The following is a 22,884-nucleotide window of genomic DNA, read 5'->3' as shown; positions in this document are numbered from 1 at the left end:
CAATGATTGAGAGAGATTGAAGCATGCCGGGACCGCGAAGGGTGGCACGGGGGTCGAGGGCACGCCGGAGCGCCGGACTCCTCCGGTCAGCGGCGGGGGACGTTCACCTCGCCGAGTTCCTCGTTCAGCGCGTCCAGAAAACGTACGGCCGCGGCGAGCTCCTCCGCGTCGAACCGCAGCCGGGCCCGCTCCGCCGCCTGCGCCAACGGCATGAAATAGCTGCGGGCCGCGGCCTTCGCGCCCTCCACGTAGTGCACATGGACGACCCGGCGATCGGCGCTCTCCCGGGAGCGGCGGATGTGCCCGGCCCGTTCGAGCCGGTCGAGACAGGCCGTGACCGCCCCCGAGGTCAACCCCAGGTGCTCCCTCAGGCGCCCCGGCGTCAGCGGCTCCTGGCTGTCGAGGACGACCGACAGCGCCTGGACGTCCGTGGGATGCAGACCCTGCGCGGCCGCGAAACCATGGACCAGTCGATTGATCTCACCGTTCGTCCGGCGCAGGGCGCGGGCGAAACTCTGGGCATCACCCGGCACGCGCCCGGGCGCGGCTCCGCCCGTCTCGGATTCCTCTGTACTGGCCACACGATCAGCCTATAGAAGCCGGCCCGTGCATCCGCGGCGGCCGCACCCCCGGAAGAGAAAGCGGCAACATCCCCGGAAAGCGGCGGCATCCCGGGACCGAGGACCCCCGGCCGACGGGGGAGCAAGGCACCTTCCCCGACAGCGGAACGGAGCAGATCCATGAGCGACGCGTCAGCGCACGAGACCCCGGGACCGCTGTGCCTGGTCACCGGCGCCAGCGGCTACATCGGCGGGCGCCTCGTCCCCGAACTCCTGGAGGCCGGTTTCCGGGTGCGGTGCCTGGCCCGTACCCCGGCGAAGCTCCGGGACCATCCCTGGGCCGGAGAGGTGGAGATCGTCCCGGGCGACGTCACCGACGCCGAGACGCTCGCCCCCGCCTTCCGCGACGTCGACGTCGCCTACTACCTGGTGCACGCCCTCGGCGCCGGGAAGGGCTTCGAACGCACCGACCGCACGGCGGCCCTGAACTTCGCCGGGCAGGCCCGCGCCGCCGGGGTCGGCCGCATCGTCTACCTCGGCGGCCTCACCCCGCGCGACATCCCCGACCGGGAACTCTCGCCGCACCTGCGCTCCCGTGCGGAGGTGGGACGCATCCTGCTGGAATCCGGAGTACCCACCACGGTGCTCCGCGCCGCCGTCATCATCGGCTCGGGCTCCGCCTCGTTCGAGATGCTCCGCTACCTCACCGAACGCCTGCCCGTGATGGTCACCCCGAGCTGGGTCCGCACCCGGATCCAGCCGATCGCCGTCCGGGACGTGCTGCGCTACCTCGTCGGCAGCGCACGGATGCCCGCGGACGTCAGCCGGGCCTTCGACATCGGCGGACCCGACATCCTCACGTACCTCGGCATGATGCGCCGCTACGCCGCCGTCGCCGGACTGCCCCGGCGGCTCATCCTCACCGTGCCGGTGCTCACCCCGCGCCTGTCCAGCCACTGGATCGGACTGGTCACCCCGGTGCCCCGGTCCATCGCCCGCCCCCTCGCGGAGTCCCTCCGGTACGAGGTCGTCTGCGACGAGCACGACATCGCCGACCACGTGCCGGACCCGCCCGGCGCCCCGCTCGGTTTCGACCGGGCGCTCGCGCTCGCCCTCCAGCGGGTCCGCGAGGCCCGGACCGTCACCCGCTGGTCCTCCGCGTCCGTGCCCGGCGCGCCGAGCGATCCCCTGCCCACCGACCCCGACTGGGCCGGCGGCAGCCTCTACACCGACGAGCGCGAACTCACCGTCGGCGCGTCACCGCAGGCGCTGTGGCGGGTCGTCGAGGGCATCGGCGGCGAGAACGGCTGGTACTCCTTCCCCCTCGCCTGGGCCGTCCGCGGCTGGCTCGACCGGCTCGTCGGAGGCGTCGGTCTGCGCCGGGGCCGCCGCGACGCCCTGCGCCTGAGAGCGGGCGACTCGCTGGACTTCTGGCGGGTGGAGGAGATCGAACGGGGCCGGCTGCTGCGGTTGCGCGCCGAGATGAGGCTCCCCGGACTGGCGTGGCTGGAGATGTACGCCGAGCGCGACGACAGCGGGGCGACCCGCTACCGCCAGCGGGCGCTGTTCCACCCCCACGGCCTGGCCGGCCACGCCTACTGGTGGAGCGTCTCGCCGTTCCACGCCATGGTCTTCGGCGGAATGGCCCGCAACATCGCGCGGACGGCGGAGGCGAGCGAGGCGGAGGGGACGGTCGGGGCCGAAGGGGCGACAGGGGCCGCCGAGTCCGCAGCGGTGGCAGGGCCCACGGGGAGCGCCGCCTCGGGGCCCCGCCCCGCGTCGTCCGGTCACCACCCCCGGCCCGGCACCCGGCCGGGCGACGGCCGGTGAAGTGCCCGGGATCCGTGCCTCCTCGCCCGCATCCGGCACGCCCCCGCGGGGCGAATGACCTCCGCACATCAGTACAGCGACGACCGGGGCGGCGGCTCGCCGAGCCGGTCGGTCACCCCACGCCAGGAGCGGTGCCATGAACGTGTCGGTCGTCCTGTTCACCTCGGACCTCCGCGTCCACGACCATCCGCCCCTGCGTGCCGCGCTGGGCAGGGGGAACGAGGTCGTCCCCCTGTTCGTACGCGATCCGGCCGTGGCCCGCGCCGGCCACGCGGCGCCCAACCGGGACGCCTTCCTCGCGGACTGTCTCGCGTCTCTCGACGACGCACTCCGCGAGCGCGGCGGCCGGCTCGTGGTCCGCTCGGGCGACCCCGTCGACGAGGTGTGCGCCGTCGTGCGGGAGGCCGACGCCGACGAGGTCCACATGGCGGCCGGCTGCAGCGGGTTCGCCCGGCGCCGTGAGGACCGGCTGCGCCGCGCCCTGGAGGCGGACGGGCGACGCCTGTACGTCCACGACGCCGTCGTCACGGCGCTGCCCGCCGGCGCCGTGACACCGGACGGCTCGGACCACTACGCCGTCTTCACGCCCTACTTCCGGCGCTGGTCGCGCGAGCGTCTGCGCGAGCCGCTCGCGGCGCCGCGGGTGGTCCGGACGCCCCGGGGGCTCCGCTCCGAGGACCTTCCGGCGCGCGCCGCCGTCCCGTCCGTCTCCGAGGGCCTGACCGCGGGCGGCGAGAAGAAGGGCCGGGAACGGCTCACCGCCTGGCTGGCACGGGGCGCCGACGCGTACGAGGACGGCCACGACGACCTCGCGGGCGACGCGACGTCACGCCTCTCGCCGTACCTCCACTTCGGCGCCGTCTCCGCTGCCGAAGCGGTCCACCGTGCCCGGTCGCGCGGCGGGGCGGGCGCCGAGGCCTTCGTACGCCAGCTCTGCTGGCGCGACTTCCACCACCAGGTCCTCGCCGCCAGGCCCGACGCCGCCGCCGACGACTACCGCACCCGTCACGACCGCTGGCGGCACGGGAAGGAGGCGGAGGCCGACCTGCTGGCGTGGCGGGAGGGCCGCACCGGCTACCCCGTCGTCGACGCCGCGATGCGCCAGCTCGCCCACGAGGGCTGGATGCACAACCGGGGACGGCTGCTCACCGCCTCGTTCCTGACCAAGACGCTGTACATCGACTGGCGCGAGGGCGCGCGGCACTTCCTGGACCTCCTGGTCGACGGCGACGTCGCCAACAACCAGCTCAACTGGCAGTGGATGGCCGGCACGGGCACCGACAGCCGCCCCAACCGGGTGCTCAACCCGGTGATCCAGGGCAAGCGGTACGACCCCGACGGCGCGTACGTACGGCGATGGGTGCCCGAGCTCGCCGGGCTCGACGGGCCCGCGGTCCACGAGCCGTGGAAGCTGCCCGGCCTGGAAAGGGCCCGGTACGACTACCCCGACCCCGTGATCGAACTCGCCGACGGTCTCGCCCGCTTCCGGCACGCCCGCGGCCGGGACTGAGGGACGGAGCCCCTGCCCGCGCCGGGCGACAGGGCCCGCGCGCCGAGCGACGGCGTCCGGGCCCGCGCCGAGGAGCGGAGTCCGGCGGGCCGCCGAGCGTCCCGGCTGGCTCAAGCCGCAGGCGGAGACGCCGTCGGTGCCTCGCCGTCCCGCGCCGTCGCGCACAGACCGCGCAGCAGGGACAGCGCCTCCCGCAGACCGGCGGGCCGGAACATCCCCGGTCCTGGAGTCCGGCCCGCCCAGCCGGGACCCGCGAGAAGGACCGCCGTCCGGGTCCTGGCACCTCTGACGCCCCACGAGGTGTCGGCGACGTGGCGTGCCAGGGGATGGTGCGCCGTGGAGCGCGCCTGGGCCCAGAGCACGACGGCGGCGGGACCGGTCCTCCGTACCGCCTGGTCGAGAGCCTCGGGCGGTACGGCCGCGCCGAACATCAGGGCGGGCACCCCGATCTCGGCGAGCCCCGCGGCGAGTGCCTCCAGCGGGAGCGTGTGCTGCTCGTTGGGTACGCAGGCGAGCAGCACCGGGGGAGTGCCGGTCTCCGGGGGCCCGGCGGACTCCGAGGGGCCGACCCGGCGCAGCGCCGTCGACACGTGCCAGGACAGCAGATGCTCCACCTCGACGTAGCGGTCCTCCGAGGTCTCCCACTTGCGGCCCACCGCGTGAAGGGCCGGCGCCAGCACCTCCTCCCAGGCGGTGACCAGACCGTGCCGCGCGATCACGGACTCCAGGAGCTCGTCCATGGCCTCGGAGTCGAGACGGACGGCCGCGCGCCCCAGGCCCCTGAGCTCCCGTCGTACGTCCGCGGGGGTCAGGACCCGGGCAGCGGGCCCGGCGGGGGCCTCCTCGGTGGCGGGCGGCGTCGGGGCGGCGCCGGCACGGGCGGCACGGGCGGCCTCCGCCGGAGGGACTCCGGACGCCGTCAGCCGGCACATCTCCTGCAGCACGGCGATGTCGTCCGGGCCCCACCGCCGGTGCCGCCCGCTCTCATGGGCGGCGGGCCCGATGCCGTAGCGCCGGTCCCAGGAGCGCAGGGTGGTGGGCGCGACGCCCAGGCGGCGCGCGACCGCGCCGCTGGTGAGACCTGGCGAGGGTTCGCTCATGCAGCCCACGATACGACGCACGACCGATGCGAATGGTGCGGGCGCCGTGCCGGGACGGAGCCTTGGGGTGCCCCATGAGGGGACCCCCGCCCCGCCGACCGGTCGCCTCCGGTCCCGGCCAGAGGAGCAGTCGCCATGACCGCACCGAGTGTCGTCGCCCCGCCCCCGCTCCGGAGCGAGCCGCGGCCCCTGTCCGACCGCGAGGTCGCCGACGGCTTCGTACGCGGCGACGAGCGCTGTCTGGCCGCCGCGTACGACCGGTGGCACGGCCTCGTACAGACCCTCGCGGCCCGCACCCTCGGAGACGTGAGAGAGGCCGAGGACGTCGGCCAGCAGGTCTTCCTCGCGGCCTGGCGGGGCCGTGCCGGCTACCGTCCGGAGCGCGGTCCCTTCCCCGGCTGGCTCGTCGGCATCACCCGGCGGAAGATCGCCGACTCCCTCTCGGCACGCACCCGGCGCCGGGACCTGGTGGTCGCGGCCGGGGCGCGGCTGACCCCCGACGGAGTGACCGCCCCGGATCCCGACGGGGTCGTCGACCGGCTCGTGGTCACCGGCGAGCTGGCGAAGCTTCCCGCCGCGCAGCGCGAGGTGCTCGCCATGGCCTTCTACGGGGACCTCACCCAGGTCCAGATCGCCGAGCGCACCGGCCTGCCGCTCGGCACCGTGAAGAGTCACGCGCGACGCGGCCTCGACCGGATGCGCCGCTCCCTGAGCGAGGCGCCGGGCGCGCGCGCCACGGCCGCCGCGAGCTGAGCATCGCCCGGACGCCGCCCGCGCGCGGCGATGCCCCGGGGAGGTCGCCGGGCTCCCGCCCGAGTCAGTGGTCCGGGGAAGTCACGGGGCTTGCGCCCCGCGTCGGCGGATCGGGGAAGCCACCGGGCTCCCGACCGCGGCAGCGGCTCGGGGAAGTCACCGGTGGCTCCCGCCCGGGGGGAGCCACCGGACCGCACTCCCGTCCACCTTCCAGGTGAATCCGCCCATCCGGAGCGCCGTCGATGCCGAATGAGGAGCATGACCCTCTCCGCCCCACCCCCTGAGCCGACCCGCACGGACCGACTCCTCGCCGCCGTCGGCGGTCTCATCGCCGGATACGTCTCGCTGGCCGTCGCGGACCTCGCCGCCTTCTGGGTGCGGCCCGAGGCGAGCCCCGTGCCCGCCGTCGGCGGCGCCGTCGTCGACCGGACACCGGCCGCCCTCAAGGAGTGGGCGATCCGCACGTTCGGCGAGAGCGACAAGGCGGTCCTCCAGCTGGGCATCCTGATCATCCTCGGGCTGCTCGCCGTCGGGATCGGGCTGCTCGCCCTGCGCCACCGCCTGCTCGGCTCGGCGGCGGTCGGCGCCTTCGGCCTCCTAGGCGCCCTGGCCGCCGTCACCCGCCCCGACTCCGACTCCGCCCTCGACGCCGTGCCCTCGCTGGTGGGCGCCGTCGTGGGCGCGGTCCTGCTCTACGGCCTGATCGGCCTCCTCTTCGCCCGGAGGTCCCGCGACGGTTCCGGGGGCGCGCGCGCCGACCGCCGGAACTTCCTGGTCGCGGCCGTGTCGGCAGGCTTCGTCGCGACCGGCGCCGCCGCCGTCGCCAGGGCGGTCGGCAGTCCCGTCGAGGAGAACGCCGTGGCCTCCCGGGCAGCCCTGAGACTGCCCCGGCCCGCCTCCCCCGCACCGCCCGTACCCGCCGGAGCCCAGCTCCGCGTCCCCGGCATCAGCCCCTTCGTCACCCCCAACCGCGACTTCTACCGGGTCGACACGGCGCTCGTCGTGCCCCGGGTCGACGCCGGGCGCTGGCGGCTGCGCCTCCACGGCAGCGGAGTGCGCGAGGAGCTCACCCTCACCCTGCGGGACCTCATGGCCCGGCGGATCGTGGAGCGGGACATCACGCTCGCCTGCGTCTCGAACGAGGTCGGCGGCCCGTACGTCGGCAACGCCCGCTGGCTCGGCGTATCCCTCGCCGACCTGCTCCGCGAGGCCGGCGTCCGCCCGCCGTCCGAAGGCGGCCCCGCCGACCAGCTGGTCGCCCGGTCCGTCGACGGCATGACCATCGGCACCCCCGTCGAGCAGGTCATGGACGGCCGCGACTCCCTGCTCGCCTTCGGCATGAACGGCGAACCCCTGCCCTTCACCCACGGCTTCCCCGTCCGCATGGTCGTCCCCGGCCTCTACGGGTACGTGTCCGCCTGCAAGTGGATCTCGTCGATCGAGCTGACCACCTTCGCCGCCTACGACGCCTACTGGGTCCCGCGAGGCTGGGCCGCCCAGGCCCCCGTGAAGACCCAGTCCCGCATCGACACCCCCCGCTCCTTCGCCCGCCCCGCCGCCGGCACCGTGGCGGTCGCCGGGGTCGCCTGGGCCCAGCACCGGGGCATCCGCCGGGTGGAGGTACGGATCGACGACGGCCCCTGGCAGGAGGCGGAGCTCGCCGCCGAGGACAGCGGCGACACCTGGAGGCAGTGGCTGTACCGGTGGGCTGCGACACCCGGCCGGCACACCCTCACCGTCCGGGCCACCGACGGCACCGGCGCCGTCCAGCCGGAGGAGCGCACCGACACCATGCCCGACGGGGCGCAGGGATGGCACTCGGTCGTCGTGACGGTCGAAGGAGGGTGACCCGGGGGATGGCGTTCGAACAGGGGGTAGCCGTGACGTCGTGCGTGCGGCATCGTGACCGTCGGAAAGGCGTCGCCGGATCGGTCCGAGCGCGTAACGAACCGGTGCCGCCCGCCCGTTCACCGCTCTCATGAGGGAGACTGCTCCCGTGCGTGGACATCTGCCGGACGAGAACCCCGGTTTCGTGGGACGCCGCACGGAACTGAGGCGTGTCTCCGCCGCGTTGGCGGAGCACCGTCTCGTCACCGTGACCGGCGTCGGGGGAGTCGGGAAGACCCGGCTCGCGCTGCGTGCCGCGCACCGCGCCGCCGACGGGTACGCCGACGGAGCCTGGTGGACCGACCTCACCCCGCTCGACGGCGACCGGCTCCTCGTCGCCCTCGTCGCCGACTCCGTCGACCTCGCCGACCACACCCCCGGCATGGCGACCACCGGGCTCTGCCGCCGGCTCGCCGACGACCGGCTGCTGCTCGTCCTCGACTCCTGCGAGCATCTCGCCGAACCCTGCGCCCGGCTCGTCACCGAACTCCTCGCCGCCGCCCCCGGGCTCACCGTCCTCGCCACCAGCCGGCGTCCCCTCGGCGTCGAAGGGGAGCGGGTCGTCGCCCTCGACCCGCTGCCGCCGGCCGGACGCGACGCCCTGGAGCTGCTCCGCCGGGCCGCGGGGGAGAAGTTCCCCGCCGCCGGTCCCGCCGGCGAGATCTGCGTACGCCTCGAAGGCATCCCGCTCGCCCTGGAACTGGCCGCCGCGCAGATCCGCCTCCAGGGCGCAGAAGCCGTCCGGGACCAGCTCGGCACCCGCTTCGACGCCCCGCCCGCCGCCCGCTTCGACCTGCTCGCACACACCGAGCGGGTGTGGCCGAGCCGCCACCAGACCCTGCGGGCGGCCATCGGCTGGAGCCATGAGCTGAGCGCGCCGCTCGAACGCCTCCTCTGGGCCCGGCTCTCCGTCTTCCGGGGCCCCTTCGACCTGGCGTCGGCGACCGCCGTCTGCATCGGCGGCCCGTTGAACAGGGCCACCCTGCCCGACGCCCTCGACGGTCTCGTCCGCGCCTCCGTGGTCCGCCCGCCGGACGCGGCCGGCCGGCTCCGGATGCTCGACACGATCCGTGCGTACGGGGCGACCTGGCTGGACCGCACCGGAGAGACCGGCACCGTCGCCGACCGGCACGCCGCCCACTTCCGGGGCCTGGCGCGGCGGGCGGAGACCGAATGGCACGGTGCCCGCCAACTGCGCTGGTACCGGACCGTCGACGCCCATCACACCGATCTGCGCACCGCCCTCGACCGGCTGCTCCGGACCGACCCCGACGGGGCGCTCGACCTCATCGGCTCCGTCGCCTTCGCCTGGTCCTGCCGCGGCCGGCTCCGCGAGGCCCGCGACGGCCTCGAACAGGCCCTGCTGCTCAGCGGCGCCCGCGGCCGCACCCGGGCCCGTGCCCTGTGGGCCCTCGGCGTCACCCTCGTCCTCCAGGGCGAGTTCGGGCCCGCCCAGGAGGTCAGCGAGCGCTGCGCCCGCGAGGCCCGGTACACCGAGTACACCGAGCGCACGGCGGACGCCGAGCAGGCACGTAGCCCGGAGTACGCGGAGTACGGCGACGGTCACCGGCAGGCCGGTGACCGGGGACGCCCCGGCGGCGAGGGGCATCCCGAGGACCGGGGACGCCTCGGCGACCTGACCCTCGACGCCGCCGCCCTCGCCGGACTCCTCGCCCTCACCACCGGCCGGCCGATGGCCGCGTACGTCGTCGTGGGGCACGTCCTCGACGCCGCCCGCGGCGGCCCCGCCGACTCCGCCGCCCGGCTCCGCTGCCACCTCGTCCGGGTCTTCGCCCTCACCGGCCTCGGCCGGCTCCCCGAGGCCCGGGACCGGGCGCTCGCCCTGCGTGCGCTCTGCGAGGAGCTCGACGAGCACTGGACCCGGACCGCCCTGGAGTACCAGCTCGCCCTGACCGGTCTCCTGGAGGGCGACCCGGCGGCCGCCGCGGGCCATGCCAGGGCCATGCTCGAAGGCACCCGCGGACTCGGCGCGAGCCTCGGTGTCGCCCTCGGGCTCGACGTCCTCGCCACCGCCCTCGCGGCGGCCGGTGACGGCGAGCGCGCGGCCGACGTCTCCGGCACCGGGGAGGCGTACTGGCGCTCCACCGGACAGCCCCGGCGCGGACTTCCCGGCCTGCGGGCCCTGCACGAGAAGTACACGGACACCGTCCGCGCCAGCATCGGCGAGCCCGCCTACGAGGAGATCTTCGTCCGCGCCCTCACCGGTCTCCCCCAGGACGGCCTGGACCGGGCGCTGCGCGGCTCCCCGCAGACCTGAGGCCCCGCGCCGCCGCCCGCCCGGGGCCACGCCCGCGCCGACGTGCCGCACCCCCGGGCGCGGCGCACCATGAGGGAATGGACGGATCCCTGAGCGGTCTGGGCGACATCAGCGCACCGGGACGCGTGGCGGGCCCCGACGAAGGCATCACCGCGCAGGAGCTTGCCCTCGCCGCCCGCAACCACGGGCTTCCGCTGGAGGCGCTGCGGTACGACGTCACCCCGCCCGGACTCCACTACGTCCTCGTGCACTACGACATCCCCGCGACGGACGCGGACGGCTGGCGGCTCACCGTCGGCGGCCGGGTGCTCAGGCCCCTCGACCTGGACCCGGCCGCGCTCCGGGCCCTGCCCGCCGTCACCCGCCGGGTGACCCTGGAGTGCGCGGGGAACGGCCGGGCCCGTCTGACACCCCGCCCGGTGAGCCAGCCCTGGCTGGTCGAGGCCGTCGGCACCGCCGACTGGACCGGCGTCCCCCTCACGGCACTCCTCGCGGAGGCGGGAATCGCGGAGGACGCCGTCGAGGCGGTGTTCACGGGCGCCGACCACGGTGTGGAGCGGGGCGTCGAACAGGACTACCGGCGGAGCCTCCCCCTCACGACGGCCGCCGACCCGGCCCGGGACGTCCTGGTCGCGTACGAGATGAACGGGGCGCCCCTGCCCCCGCAGCACGGCAGCCCCCTCCGGCTCGTCGTCCCCGGCTGGTACGGCATGGCCCATGTGAAGTGGCTCCACGACATCACCCTCACCGCCACCCCGTACACCGGCTTCCAGCAGAGCGTGGCCTATCGCGTACGGCAGGCCGCCGAGGATCCGGGGGAGCCGGTCACCCTCATCGCGCCCCGGGCCCTGATGGTGCCGCCGGGATTCCCCGACTTCATGTCCCGGACCCGCGTCGTCCGCCCCGGGCCCGTGCCGCTCGCCGGCCGCGCCTGGTCGGGGCACGGCCCGGTCGCCCGCGTCGAGGTGAGCGAGGACGGCGGGGCGGCCTGGACCGAGGCCTCGCTCGTCCCGGACCCCGGACACCCCTGGGCCTGGACCGCCTGGCACACCACCTGGACGGCGACCCCGGGCCTGCGCCATCTGACGGTGCGGGCCACCGACGCGGAGGGCAACGTCCAGCCCCTGGCCGAACCGTGGAACCGCGGCGGGTTCGCGAACAACCTCGTCCAGCGGGTCGAGGTCCTCTGCGCCCCGGACCCTGTCCGCGGGGCGGCATAACCACCGCTCGGACCCGGCCCGCGGGGCGGCGTAACCACCGCGCCCTCGCCGAAGCGGCGCCGTCGCGCGCGGAGCACCTCCGTCGGGCCGGCGGCGGTGGACCGGGTCCCCGACCGGCCCCGTTACGTGACGCCGGTGCCCGGGCACACATCCGACCGGCCGCCGTCACGCGGCCACCGGGGACGTGCCCGGCGTCCTCGTCCGCGCGCACCGGGGCCTGGCCCGCACCCTGGAGGCCTCCTCCGGCAGCTGACGGCGGCCGCGGGACGCCCGCACCGCCGACCGGCAGGTCAGGAGGTACGGGGCAGGGCGACGTGCGCCGGCCCGGGTGCGTAAAGTCGACTGCCGTAGCCCCTGACACGACGAGGAGACCCCCCGTGACCGACCCGGCGTCCACCGCCCTCCAGCAGCAGATCGCCCGGGACCTCCAGGTGGCCGAGACCTTCGACCCGCGGGCCGAGATCGAGCGCCGCGTGGCCTTCCTCACCGAGCGGCTCACCTCCACCGGTCTGCGCTCCCTCGTCCTCGGCATCAGCGGCGGCGTCGACTCCACCACCGCCGGACGGCTCTGCCAGCTCGCCGTGGAGCGGGCCCGCGCCGCCGGTCACGACGCCACCTTCCACGCGATGCGCCTGCCGTACGGCGTCCAGGCCGACGAGAAGGACGCGCAGACGGCCCTCGGCTTCATCCGCGCCGACTCCGTCCTCACCGTGGACGTGAAGGCCGCGAGCGACGCGGCCCTGGCCGCCGCGCTCGCCGGCGGCGTGGTCTTCCGCGACGCCCACCACCAGGACTTCGTGCAGGGCAACATCAAGGCCCGCCAGCGGATGGTCGCCCAGTACGCGGTCGCCGGCGCCCACGACGGGCTCGTCGTCGGCACCGACCACGCCGCCGAGGCCGTCTCCGGCTTCTTCACCAAGTTCGGCGACGGCGCGGCCGACGTCGTCCCGCTCACCGGTCTCACCAAGCGGCGGGTCCGCGCGGTCGCCGCCGAGCTCGGCGCCCCGGCCGAGCTGGTGTGGAAGACGCCGACGGCCGACCTGGAGACCCTGGACCCGGGCAAGCCGGACGAGGACGCCCTCGGTGTCACGTACGACGACATCGACGACTTCCTGGAGGGGAAGCCCGTCGCCGAGGCCGCCTTCGCCTCGATCGTGCGCCGTTACGAGCTCACCGAGCACAAGCGGCAGCTCCCGATCGCGCCCTGAGCGACGCACGCGCCACCCCGGGCGACCGCGCGTCACCCGGAGCGGCGGGCGGCGGGCAGTCGGCGGATCCTGGAAGGGGTGCCCAGCGCGGGCCCCCGGAAAGGAGTACGTCATGTTCGGCGAAACCCCGGCATTCAGCGGCTTCTCGGTCGACGACCTCGAAGCCGCCCGGCGCTTCTACGGGGACACCCTCGGCCTGAAGGTGGGCGAGGAGGGGCAGGGCGAGATGCGGATGCTCTTCCTGACCCTGGCGGGCGGGGCGAGGGTCTTCGTCTACCCCAAGGACGACCACACCCCCGCCTCCTTCACGATCATCAACTTCGCCGTCGACGACATCGACCGGGCCGTGGACGAGCTGACGGGGCGCGGAGTGACCCTGGAGCGGTACGACGGCTTCGAGGCAGACGCCAAGGGCATCGTGCGGGTCGAGGGCGGACCGGCCATCGCCTGGTTCACCGACCCGGCGGGCAACGTCCTGTCGGTGCTCCAGGAGTCCTGAGACACCGGCACCCCCGTCCGACCCGAGCGGATCGGCCGTAGCCCGTCCGACCCGAGCGGATCAGCCGTGGCCCGTCCGCCCCCGAACGGACCGGCCCACGTGCGCGGCAGCGCCGTACCGCCTCGAATGGGGGGGTGATCGCGCCGCCCGACGACTGCCTCGCCCGCAACGAGTGGATCTGCGGCGCCTATCTCTCCACCCGGAGCGAGATCCTCACCGACGCCGTCGTCCAGCACCTCCAGCTGACCTGCCTCTCCGTCGCCCTCGGTCTGGTGCTCGCGCTGCCCCTCGCGGTGGCCGCCCGCCGCTGGCGCTGGGCGGCGGGGCCGGTCCTGGGGGTCACCACCCTGCTCTACACGATTCCGGCCCTGGCGATGTTCTCGCTGCTCCTGCCGGTGTACGGGCTCTCCGCCGCGCTCGTGGTGGCGGGCCTCGTCCTGTACTCCCTCACCCTTCTCGTCCGGAACATCCTCGCCGGGCTCCGCGCCGTCCCCGAGGAGACCCGGCAGGCGGCGCGCGGTCTCGGGTACGGCCCGGTCCGGCTCCTCCTCGCCGTCGAGCTGCCGCTCGCCCTGCCCGCCGCGATGACGGGGCTGCGGATCGCCACCGTCTCCGCCGTCTCCCTCGTCACGATCGGCGCGATCGTCGGCCACGGCGGTCTGGGGAACCTCATCTACTCCGGGATGAACACCTACTTCAAGGCGCAGGTCCTCACCGCCTCCGCGCTCTGCGTGCTGATCGCCGTCGCCGCCGACCTGCTGCTCCTCGGCGCCCAACGCGTGCTCACCCCCTGGACCCGGGGGCGGGCCGCGTGAACACCCTCGCCGAGGCCTGGTCCTGGCTCACCACCGCCGCACACTGGTCGGGCGAGAACGGTGTCTGGCACCGGCTGGGCGAGCACCTCTTCCTCACCGTCGTCTCCCTCGTCATCAGCTGTGCGATCGCCCTTCCCGTCGGCCTGGTCCTCGGGCACCTCGGCAAGGGCGGCGCGCTCGCCGTGAACCTCTCCAACGCCGGGCGGGCCGTCCCCACCTTCGCGGTCCTCGTACTGCTTCTGCTCAGCCCGATCGGTTCGTACGGCGACTGGCCGACGATCATCGCCCTGGTCCTGTTCGCCGTGCCCCCGCTGCTGACCAACGCGTACGTGGGGGTGCGGGGCGTCGACCCCGATGTCGTACGGGCCGCCCGGGGCATGGGCATGACGGGCCGCCAGACCCTCGCCCGGGTCGAGATCCCCCTCGCGGCGCCGCTGATCCTCACGGGGGTACGGATCGCCGCCGTCCAGCTGGTCGCCACCGCCACCGTGGCGGCGCTCGCCGGCGGCGGCGGGCTCGGCCGGATCATCACCGCCGGGTTCAACCTCGCCTCCACCCCCCAGGTCGTCGCGGGGGCCTGTCTCGTCGCCGTGCTCGCGCTCCTCGTGGAGGGGGTCTTCGAGGGCGTCCAGCGTCTCGCGCCCACCGGGGGGCGGGGGAGCGGCGCGTGAGGAGACCGCCGGGCGTCCCCGGCTCCGGCCCCGTCCCCGGCCGTGTCCGCGCCGTCGGCCCCGCCGCCGGCCCCGCCCCTGCCCCCGGCCCCGTCCGCGCCGCCGTCCTCGGGCTCGTCCTGGTCGTCTGCGGCGGCCTGGGCGGCTGCTCCGCCGGACCGTCCCTGGAGGACCAGGGGGCGGTCACCGCCCCGCCGGGCGACAGCCGCCATCTGACCGTCGGCTCGGCCGGGTTCACCGAGAGCGACCTCCTGGCCCAGATGTACGCCCTGCTGCTCCAGGAGGCCGGTTACGGGACGAAGATCCTCTCCGTCACCAACCGCGAGCTGTACGAACCCGCCCTGGAGCGCGGCCAGATCGACGTCGTGGCCGAGTACGCGGCGACCTTCGCCGACTGGCTGAACGCCAAGGCCAACGGGGCGGACGCGCCGACCGTCGGCTCGCCCGACCTGGCCGAGACCATGACCGCGCTCCGCGCGCTCGCGGGCCCGCGCGGGCTCACCGTCCTCGACGCGGGCCACGCCGTCGACCAGAACGCCTTCGCCGTGACCGCCGCCTTCGCCGCCGAGCACCGGCTGAAGACCCTCAGCGACCTGGGTGCCACCGGTCTGCCCGTCCGGCTGGCGGCGGGTGACGAATGCGTCCGGCGGCCGTACTGCGCCCCCGGTCTGAGGGAGGTCTACGGCATCGACGTGACCGCCGTCGACCCGAAGGGCGTCGGCACCACCCCGGCCAAGCAGGCCGTGCAGAACGGGCAGGACCAGCTGGTGCTCACCACGACCACCGATGCCACGCTCGACGAGTTCGGGCTCGTTCTGCTCGACGACGACAAACACCTGCAGAACGCCGACCACGTCGTCCCCGTCGTCAACCGGGCCCGGGCCGGGAGCGAGGGCGTCACCCGGGCGCTCTCCCGGCTCAACACGGTTCTGACCACGGCCGATCTGGCGCGGCTCAACGAACAGGTGGACAGCTGGCGACGCCTTCCCGAGGACGTGGCGCGGAACTATCTCGTCGACGAGGGGCTCATTCCGCGCTGAGGGCACGCCGCTCGTCGCACCGCCGGAATCCGGGCCCGGCTGTCAGCCCGCTGAACAGCGTCTCTTGTCATGACCCTTGCGAGGCGGTTCTCGGCCCTGCTATTCATCCGTTAGGAAAGTTTCCTTCCAGTCCAAGCTTTCCGCCCGTCCCACCGCACTGTCCTCAGACCTCGTTCGTCGTACCGTGGAGACCCCCATGACTTCGGCACGATCCGTACGACCCGGCCTCCGGCGCCTCGGCGTCGCGGGAACCGCCCTCGGAGCCCTGCTCCTCGGCCTCGCCACGGCCCCGCCCACCGCGAGCGCCGCACCCGTCACCCACGAGGCCGAGACGGCCACCGTCTCCCAGGGCCTCGTCGAGTCCAACCACACCGGATTCACCGGCGACGGATTCGTCAACTACGACAACACCACCGGCGGATACGTCCAGTGGAACGTCGACGCAGCCCAGGCCGGCCCCGCCACCCTGACCCTGCGCTACGCCAACGGCACCACCACCGACCGCCCCATGAACATCGCCGTCAACGGCGCCGTCGCCGCCTCCGGCAAGTCCTTCGCGGGCACCGGAGCCTGGACGAACTGGGCGACCACCACCGTCACCACCACCCTCAAGGCCGGCGCCAACACCGTCCGCGCCACCGCCACCACCGCCAACGGCGGCCCCAACGTCGACCACCTCGCCGTCGACAGCACCACCACCCCGCCGCCCACCACCGGCAGCACCCCCGCCGCGATCAACGGACAGCTCAAGGTCTGCGGCACCAAGCTCTGCAACCAGTACGGCAAGCCCATCCAGCTGCGCGGCATGTCCAGCCACGGCACCCAGTGGTACAGCCAGTGCCTGACCGGCGGCTCGCTCGACGCCCTCGCCAAGGACTGGAACGCCGACGTCCTGCGCGTCTCCACCTACGTCCAGGAGGAGGGCTACGAGACCGACCCGCGCAAGTACACCGACCTCGCCCACTCCCTCATCGAGCAGGCCACCGCGCGCGGCATGTACGTCATCGTCGACTGGCACATGCTCGACCCGGGCGACCCGCACTACAACCTCGCCCGCGCCAAGACCTTCTTCACCGAGATCGCCCAGCGCCACGGCGCCAAGACGAACCTGCTCTACGAGATCGCCAACGAGCCCAGCGGCGTCGCCTGGTCCCGTATCAAGAGCTACGCCGAGCAGCTCATCCCGGTCATCCGCGCCAAGGACGCCGAGACCCCGATCCTCGTCGGCACGCGCGCCTGGTCCTCGTTCGGCGTCTCCGAGGGCGCCAACGAGTCCGAGGTCGTGTCCAGCCCGGTGAACGCCACCAACATCATGTACACCTTCCACTTCTACGCGTACTCGCACCGGGACGAGTACCTGAACACCCTGTCCCGCGCCGCCGACAAGCTGCCCGTCTTCGTCACCGAGTTCGGCACCCAGAACTACGCCGGTGAGGGCGGCAACGACTTCCCGATGTCGCAGCGCTTCCTCGACCTCATGGCCGCCAAGAAGATCAGCTGGGTCAACTGGAACTTCTCCGACGACGAGCGCAGCGGCGCCGTCTTCAAGACCGGCACCTGCACCGCCGGCGGAACCTGGACCGGCACCGGCTCGCTGAAGCCCGCCGGTGTCTGGATCCGGGACCGCATCAGGACCGCGGACGACTTCCCGACCTCCTGACGCCCCGGGCCCCCCGAGGCTCCGGGCCCACTGAAACTCCCGGCCCCTGACGCTCCCCGCCCCCGGTACGCCCCCGCCGTGTGATCCACTGTCCTCGCGGGGGCGTACCGAACAGGAGCAGCGACAGCGTGACCACCTACCGGCAGCCGGGACTCGTCCTCACCGACCACCGCTTCCCCGTCCCCCTCGACCACGCCCGCCCCGACGGCGAGCGGATCGAGGTCTTCGGCCGCGAGGTCGTCGCGAGCGGCCACGCCGGAGCCGACCGGGACCGGCTCCCCTGGCTGGTCTACCTGGAGGGCGGACCCGGCTTCGGCGCCCGCCGCTTCATCGGCCCGCAGGCCTGGCTCGGCCGGGCCGTCAAGGAGTTCCGCGTCCTCCTCCTCGACCAGCGGGGCACCGGCCGCTCCACCCCCGCCAACCGCCAGACCCTGCCGCTCCGCGGCACCCCGGCCGAGCAGGCCGACTACCTCGCCCACTTCCGCGCCGACTCCATCGTCGGGGACTGCGAGACGATCCGCCGCCGGCTCACCGGCGGCGCCCCCTGGACCGTCCTCGGCCAGAGCTTCGGCGGCTTCTGCGCCACCCACTACCTCTCCACCGCCCCCCAAGGCCTGGAGCGGGTCCTGATCACCGGCGGACTGCCCTCCCTCCACGCCACCGCCGACGAGGTCTACCGCGCCGCCTATCCCCGGATCCGGCGCAAGAACGAGGCCCACTTCGCCCGCTACCCGCAGGACGCCGAACGGGCCCGCGCCATCGCCGCCCACCTCCTCGCCCACGAGGTCACCCTCCCCGGCGGCGGTCGGCTCACCCCCGAGGCCTTCCAGTCCCTCGGCATCCTCCTCGGCTCCGGCGACGGCACCCACCAGCTCCATCTGCTTCTGGAGGGCGCCTTCGTCCCCACCCCGGGCGGACCCGAACTCTCCGACGCCTTCCTGGAGCAGGTCCAGGCCCACCTCTCGTACGCCGGACACCCGCTGTACGCCGTGCTCCACGAGGCCATTTACGCCCAGGGGCAGGGCCCCACCGACTGGGCCGCCGAACGCGTCCGCGCCGACCACCCCGAGTTCGACGCCCGCACCGCGCTCGCCGAGGGCGGACCGCTGCTCTTCACCGGGGAGACCGTCCACCCCTGGCACTTCACCATCGATCCCGCCCTCCGCCCGCTCCGCGAGACCGCGGAGCTGCTGGCGGCCCGCACCGACTGGACCCCGCTCTACGACCCCGAACGGCTCGCCGCCAACAAGGTCCCGGTCGCCGCCGCCGCCTACCACGACGACATGTACGTGGACACCGCCCACTCCCTCGACACCGCGCGCACGATCCGCGGTCTGCGGACCTGGGTGACGGACGAGTTCGAGCACGACGGCGTACGGGCCGGGGGACCGCGCGTCCTCGACCGGCTGCTCGCACTCGCCCGGGACGAGATCTGATCACTTCCGCGTAGGATGCGGCGCGCCGTCGGACCAGCCGGGGCGCCACGCGCACGAGGGGGTCCGGATGACGGGACGCGAGACACCGGCCTCCGGCCGGGAGCTGAAGTTCCGGGCCCTCACGGCCGAGCTGCGGCGCGGCATCCTCGACGGCACCTGGCCGCCCGGCAGCAAGCTCCCCACCGAACGCGCCCTCGCCACCGAGACCGGCCTGTCCGTGACGACCGTCCGCCGCGCCTACGAGGACCTCGTCGCCCTCGGGCTCGTCGAACGCCGCCAGGGCGCGGGCACGTTCGCCGCCCACCGGCCCGAACGCGGCGACACCGGCCGGCGGATCGTCGGCGTCCTCGTCCCCGACACCACGTTCTACTACCCGAGGGTCCTCCAGGGCATCGAGAAGGAACTCGCGGCGGCCGGCGCCCGCCTCGTCCTCGCCTGCTCCCACTACGACCCCGACGAGGAGGACGCCGCCGTCGAGCGCCTCCTCTCCGCCGGGGTCCACGGGCTCCTCCTCGTCCCCAGCCTCCACACCGCCACCGACCCCGGCCGGCGCGCCGAGGAGCTCCTCGCCCTGCCCGTCCCCGCCGTCCTCGTCGAGCGGCGGCTCGCCGCCCACGGCCCGGGCGACCCCACCGAGCACGTCTGCACCGACCACGAGGGCGGCGCCTACGACGCGGTCCGCCATCTGCGCGCCCTCGGCCACGAGCGGCTCGGGCTCGTCGCCCGTACCGACGCGCCCACCACCGCGCCCATCGAGTCCGGCTTCGCCCGCGCCCTCGGCGACTTCGGACTGTCCGAGGCACCGCCGTACGAGCGGGACGTGATGGCCCGCTGGGACCCGGACCGCGCCGACCTGGCCCTCGCCGCGCTGCGCGCCGCCGGGGTCACCGCCGCGCTCTGTTTCGGCGACCGGGAGGCCGCGCTGATGCTCGGGGCGGCGCGCCGCGCGGGGGTGCGGGTCCCGGACGACCTCGCCCTGATCAGCTACGACAACGAGTTCGCCGATGTCGCGGAGACCCCGCTGACCGCCGTCTCGCCGCCCAAGTACCAACTCGGCCGGCTCGCCGCGCAGATCCTGCTCCGGCGCCTGGCCGAGGGCGAGGCCGCCCCGCTGCACCAGGTGCAGCTGCGGCCCAGGCTCGTCGTCCGCGCCTCGTGCGGCGGCGGACGGGGTGGCGATCGCTCCACGGGCGGCGACGGAGGGGGCTCGGGCGGCGTTCAAAAGTCCAAGGGGTGAGGTCCCATTGCTCATGGAGTGCTCATGGCGCGTGCCGGTAGAACTCGGTCCGGACCCCCGCGCGGGGATCCCGCGAGGAGAGGACCCGGACATGAGCACCCACGTCGGCACGGAGATAGCCGCCCAGCCGGACTGCTGGCGGCGGGCCGCCGAGATCGCCTACCGCGACGCCGACCGGCTGCCGGCCCGCGGCGAGCGCGTGGCGGTGGTCGGCTGCGGCACCTCGTACTTCGTCGCCCGCGCCTACGCCGCCCTGCGCGAGTCCCTCGGCGCGGGCGAGACCGACGCCTTCCCCGCCTCCGACTCCACGCCGCTCGGCCGGGGTTACGACCGCATCGTGGCCCTCACCCGCTCCGGCACCACCACGGAGGTGGTACAGCTGCTCGCCGGCGCGGCGGGGAGGATCCCGACGCTCGTCCTCACCGGCGCGCCCGACAGCCCCGCCGGGCAGCTCGCCGACCGGGTCGTCGGTCTCGGCTTCGCCGACGAACGCTCCGTCGTCCAGACCCGGTTCGCGACCACGGCCCTCCAACTCCTGCGCGCGGGACTCGGGGTGGACCTCGGGCCCGCGATCGCCGACGCCGAACTCGTGCTGTACGAGCGGCTGCCCGCGGCCTGGGAGCGGCGCGGCCAGTTCACCTTCCTCGGCACCGGCTGGACCGTCGGACTGGCCGACGAGGCGGCCCTCAAGCTGCGCGAGGTGGCCCGCGCCTGGACGGAGTCGTACGCGGCGATGGAGTACCGGCACGGCCCGATCAGCATCAGCGACCGGTCCAGCCTGGTCTGGTGCCTGGGCCCCGCGCCGTCCGGCCTGCGGGACGAAGTGGAGTCCACGGGCGCGCTGTTCGCCGCCGACGCGATCGACCCGGTCGCCGCGCTCGTACGTGCCCAGCGGCTCGCGGTCGCCCTCGCGGACCGGCGCGGACTCAACCCCGACCGGCCCCGGAACGTGTCCCGTTCGGTCATCCTCTCCGGCGGGTTCCGCCCGACCGCCGCGGAGGCGGCCCGTATCCTGCGATCATGAACGGAACCGATGTCGCGGACCTCGCGGAGATGCCCGGCGACTGGCAGCGCGCTCTCGCCGTCGTCGCCCACCCGGACGACCTGGAGTACGGCTGCGCGGCGGCCGTCGCCGGCTGGACGGATGCGGGGAAGGAGGTCGTCTACGTCCTCGCCACCCGCGGTGAGGCGGGCATCGACGGCCTCGCCCCGGACGTCTGCGGTCCGCTGCGCGAGCGGGAGCAGCGGGACAGCGCCGCCGTCGTCGGGGTGGACACGGTCGAGTTCCTCGACCACCGCGACGGGGTGATCGAGTACGGTCTCGGGCTGCGCCGCGACATCGCGGCCGCGATCCGCCGGCACCGACCGGAGCTCGTCATCACCCTCAACCACCGCGACACCTGGGGCGGGGGTCCGGGCGCGCCCTGGAACACCCCCGACCATCTCGCCGTCGGCCGGGCCACCCTGGACGCGGCGGCCGACGCGGGAAACCGCTGGATCTTCTCCGATCTCGCCGACGAGGGCCTGGAGCCGTGGAACGGGGTGCGCTGGGTGGCGGTCGCCGCGTCCAGCACCCCGACGCACGCGGTCGACGCGGGCCCGGGCCTGGAGCGCGCGATCCGCTCGCTCCTCTGTCACCGCGCCTACATCGAGGCCCTGACGGACGAGGACCCGGAGGGGTACGTCCGTTCCTTCCTCACCTCGGCGACGGGCCGCTCCGCCGCGCGCTTCGGCGACCGCCCCGCGGTGGCCTTCGAGCTCTTCGCCCGCTGAGGGCGGCCGGGCCCGGCCGCCACCGGCCGGGCACGGCGCGGGGCCGTCAGCGGCGGCGGGTCAGCACCCGGGTGGTGCTGCCGTCCTCCTCGGTGAGGTCCCGGACGTGCGTGAAGCCGATCCTGCCCAGCAGGACCAGCGACGCGGTGTTCGGTTCGGCCACGGTGGCGTGCACCGCGGGGAGTCCGAGGGTGTCGAAGCCGTAGGCCACGAGGGCCTCGGCGACCTCGGTGCCCAGGCCGGCACCCCAGGCCGCCGGGGCGATCGCGTACACGATCTCGTGGCCTCCCACCTGCTCCGTCGGCTTGATCTCGGCGTGCCCGACCAGCAGGCCGTCCCGGCGGACGGCCCAGACGGCGAACAGGTCCTGGGCGTAGACCTTGCTGAAGATCCGGCCGAACAGCGCCCGGTCGTCCTCCTCGGGAACCGGGCCGTCGCCCATCCACCGCGCCACCCGCGGATCCTGGAAGAGCGCCGTGAAGGCGTCCTCGTCCGCGGGGACGTAGGGCTCGAACAGGAGCCGTTCGGTACGCAGCGTCGGGATCATGAGCGGCGACGCTACCCACCGGCCACCGCCCCGGCAAACCACTTTCACCCGCGGGGCGGGTCAGCCCATCGGCGCCGGCTTCAGGACCGCGAAGGTCGCGCCGAAGGGGTCGGCGAGCCAGGCGATGCGGCCGACGTCGGGGATGTCGGCCGCGGGCATCAGGACCGTGCCGCCGTTCCCCTGCGTCGAGACGGCGATCGCGTCCGCGTCCTCGACCGCGAAGTACGGGATCCAGCGGGCCGTCTCGCTCCTGTCCTGGAGTTCGGCGGCGCCGCCGAAGGAGGCGTCCTCCTGGTCCCCCTCGGCGGTGGAGAGTACCTGGTACATCATGCCGGGCGCCGCCATCTCCGCCGATCGCCAGCCGAACAGCGTGCGGTAGAAGCCGAGGACGGTCTCGGGGTCGGTGACGTGGAGCTCCGCCCAGACGAGGGTGTTCGTCGACGAGGTCCGCTCGAGGCCCTTGTTGGCGCCGGGCTGCCAGACGGCGAACCGGGCGTCGCCCGGGTCGGTGAGGGCGGCCATGCGGCCCGCGTCCATGACGTCGACGGCCGCGACGCGCACGGTGCCGCCCGCGGCTTCGGCGGCCTTCTGCGTGGCGTCCGCGTCCGGGGTCTGGAAGTACACGGTCCAGGCGCTCTGCGCGCCCTCCTCGGTGAGCGGCCCGAGCGCGGCGACCGTGAGGCCGTCCTGCTGGAAGAAGCCGTAGCCGCCGGTGTCGGGTCCCGCCGAGTGGAACTCCCAGCCGAAGACGGCGCCGTAGAACGCCGCCGCCGCCTCCGTGTCCGGGCTGCCGAGGTCGATCCAGCAGGGGGAGCCCTTGGTGAACTGCGTACCGAGCATGGGAGGTGTCCCGTCCTTCC

The 22,884-nt window shown here is 74.6% G+C and carries 20 protein-coding genes; 16 read left to right on the top strand and 4 right to left on the bottom strand.

The window, feature by feature from the left end:
* Window positions 1-86: 86 nt before the first annotated feature.
* Window positions 87-581: a MarR family winged helix-turn-helix transcriptional regulator gene (locus tag ACH4MY_RS12400; protein ID WP_398001337.1), complete on the bottom strand. Its 495-nt coding sequence runs from the start codon at window positions 579-581 to the stop codon at window positions 87-89.
* Window positions 582-740: 159 nt separating this feature from the next.
* Between ACH4MY_RS12400 and ACH4MY_RS12395 the strand changes: the two genes are divergently transcribed.
* Window positions 741-2,390: an SDR family oxidoreductase gene (locus ACH4MY_RS12395; protein ID WP_398001334.1), complete on the top strand. Its 1,650-nt coding sequence runs from the start codon at window positions 741-743 to the stop codon at window positions 2,388-2,390.
* A gap of 136 nt (window positions 2,391-2,526) precedes the next feature.
* Window positions 2,527-3,900, top strand: coding sequence for a cryptochrome/photolyase family protein (locus ACH4MY_RS12390; RefSeq protein WP_398001331.1), 1,374 nt, complete (start codon window positions 2,527-2,529; stop codon window positions 3,898-3,900).
* A gap of 110 nt (window positions 3,901-4,010) precedes the next feature.
* Here ACH4MY_RS12390 and ACH4MY_RS12385 read toward each other — a convergent pair whose 3' ends face one another.
* Window positions 4,011-5,000 carry a MerR family transcriptional regulator gene (locus tag ACH4MY_RS12385; RefSeq protein ID WP_398001329.1) on the bottom strand — a complete coding sequence of 330 codons (990 nt, stop codon included), beginning with the start codon at window positions 4,998-5,000 and terminating at the stop codon, window positions 4,011-4,013.
* Between the two features lie 135 nt (window positions 5,001-5,135).
* Between ACH4MY_RS12385 and ACH4MY_RS12380 the strand changes: the two genes are divergently transcribed.
* The 14 genes from ACH4MY_RS12380 (at window position 5,136) to ACH4MY_RS12315 (ending at window position 21,477) form a co-directional block, all read left to right on the top strand.
* Window positions 5,136-5,753, top strand: a complete 618-nt coding sequence (locus ACH4MY_RS12380; RefSeq protein WP_398001326.1) for a sigma-70 family RNA polymerase sigma factor — start codon at window positions 5,136-5,138, stop codon at window positions 5,751-5,753.
* 258 nt (window positions 5,754-6,011) lie between these two features.
* Window positions 6,012-7,601: a molybdopterin-dependent oxidoreductase gene (locus ACH4MY_RS12375; RefSeq protein ID WP_398001323.1), complete on the top strand. Its 1,590-nt coding sequence runs from the start codon at window positions 6,012-6,014 to the stop codon at window positions 7,599-7,601.
* A gap of 148 nt (window positions 7,602-7,749) precedes the next feature.
* Window positions 7,750-9,918, top strand: a complete 2,169-nt coding sequence (locus tag ACH4MY_RS12370; RefSeq protein ID WP_398001320.1) for an ATP-binding protein — start codon at window positions 7,750-7,752, stop codon at window positions 9,916-9,918.
* A 77-nt stretch (window positions 9,919-9,995) separates the two neighbouring features.
* Window positions 9,996-11,138, top strand: coding sequence for a sulfite oxidase (locus tag ACH4MY_RS12365; protein ID WP_398001318.1), 1,143 nt, complete (start codon window positions 9,996-9,998; stop codon window positions 11,136-11,138).
* A 377-nt stretch (window positions 11,139-11,515) separates the two neighbouring features.
* The gene (gene nadE, locus ACH4MY_RS12360; RefSeq protein WP_398001315.1) at window positions 11,516-12,346 is read left to right on the top strand and encodes an ammonia-dependent NAD(+) synthetase; all 831 of its coding nucleotides are present in this window, start codon (window positions 11,516-11,518) and stop codon (window positions 12,344-12,346) included.
* A 112-nt stretch (window positions 12,347-12,458) separates the two neighbouring features.
* Window positions 12,459-12,845, top strand: coding sequence for a VOC family protein (locus tag ACH4MY_RS12355; RefSeq protein WP_398001313.1), 387 nt, complete (start codon window positions 12,459-12,461; stop codon window positions 12,843-12,845).
* A 134-nt stretch (window positions 12,846-12,979) separates the two neighbouring features.
* A complete protein-coding gene (locus tag ACH4MY_RS12350; protein ID WP_398001310.1) occupies window positions 12,980-13,660 on the top strand; it encodes an ABC transporter permease in 681 nt (226 codons plus the stop codon).
* Window positions 13,657-14,331: an ABC transporter permease gene (locus ACH4MY_RS12345; RefSeq protein ID WP_398001307.1), complete on the top strand. Its 675-nt coding sequence runs from the start codon at window positions 13,657-13,659 to the stop codon at window positions 14,329-14,331. The genes ACH4MY_RS12350 and ACH4MY_RS12345 overlap by 4 nt, the downstream gene beginning before the upstream one ends.
* A 119-nt stretch (window positions 14,332-14,450) precedes the next feature.
* Window positions 14,451-15,371 carry an ABC transporter substrate-binding protein gene (locus tag ACH4MY_RS12340; RefSeq protein ID WP_398001678.1) on the top strand — a complete coding sequence of 307 codons (921 nt, stop codon included), beginning with the start codon at window positions 14,451-14,453 and terminating at the stop codon, window positions 15,369-15,371.
* Window positions 15,372-15,567: 196 nt separating this feature from the next.
* The gene (locus ACH4MY_RS12335) at window positions 15,568-17,031 is read left to right on the top strand and encodes a cellulase family glycosylhydrolase (protein ID WP_398001304.1); all 1,464 of its coding nucleotides are present in this window, start codon (window positions 15,568-15,570) and stop codon (window positions 17,029-17,031) included.
* A gap of 128 nt (window positions 17,032-17,159) precedes the next feature.
* Entirely contained in the window at window positions 17,160-18,467 is a 1,308-nt protein-coding gene (locus ACH4MY_RS12330; protein WP_398001302.1) for an alpha/beta fold hydrolase, read from the top strand.
* Window positions 18,468-18,534: 67 nt separating this feature from the next.
* A complete protein-coding gene (locus ACH4MY_RS12325) occupies window positions 18,535-19,704 on the top strand; it encodes a GntR family transcriptional regulator (protein WP_398001299.1) in 1,170 nt (389 codons plus the stop codon).
* Window positions 19,705-19,795: 91 nt separating this feature from the next.
* Window positions 19,796-20,728: an SIS domain-containing protein gene (locus tag ACH4MY_RS12320; protein WP_398001296.1), complete on the top strand. Its 933-nt coding sequence runs from the start codon at window positions 19,796-19,798 to the stop codon at window positions 20,726-20,728.
* Window positions 20,725-21,477, top strand: coding sequence for a PIG-L deacetylase family protein (locus tag ACH4MY_RS12315; protein ID WP_398001293.1), 753 nt, complete (start codon window positions 20,725-20,727; stop codon window positions 21,475-21,477). The genes ACH4MY_RS12320 and ACH4MY_RS12315 overlap by 4 nt, the downstream gene beginning before the upstream one ends.
* A 46-nt stretch (window positions 21,478-21,523) precedes the next feature.
* Here the strand turns inward: ACH4MY_RS12315 and ACH4MY_RS12310 are convergent, their stop codons facing one another.
* Both ACH4MY_RS12310 and ACH4MY_RS12305 read right to left on the bottom strand, forming a co-directional pair.
* Window positions 21,524-22,024 carry a GNAT family N-acetyltransferase gene (locus ACH4MY_RS12310; protein WP_398001291.1) on the bottom strand — a complete coding sequence of 167 codons (501 nt, stop codon included), beginning with the start codon at window positions 22,022-22,024 and terminating at the stop codon, window positions 21,524-21,526.
* Window positions 22,025-22,084: 60 nt separating this feature from the next.
* The gene (locus tag ACH4MY_RS12305; protein WP_398001288.1) at window positions 22,085-22,864 is read right to left on the bottom strand and encodes a VOC family protein; all 780 of its coding nucleotides are present in this window, start codon (window positions 22,862-22,864) and stop codon (window positions 22,085-22,087) included.
* Window positions 22,865-22,884: the final 20 nt, after the last annotated feature.

The sequence above is a fragment of the Streptomyces sp. NPDC017246 genome (assembly GCF_044331325.1).
GTDB lineage: Bacteria > Actinomycetota > Actinomycetes > Streptomycetales > Streptomycetaceae > Streptomyces.
The sequence above is the reverse complement of the archived record's forward strand: the minus strand, read 5'-3'. Positions and strand labels throughout refer to the sequence as shown.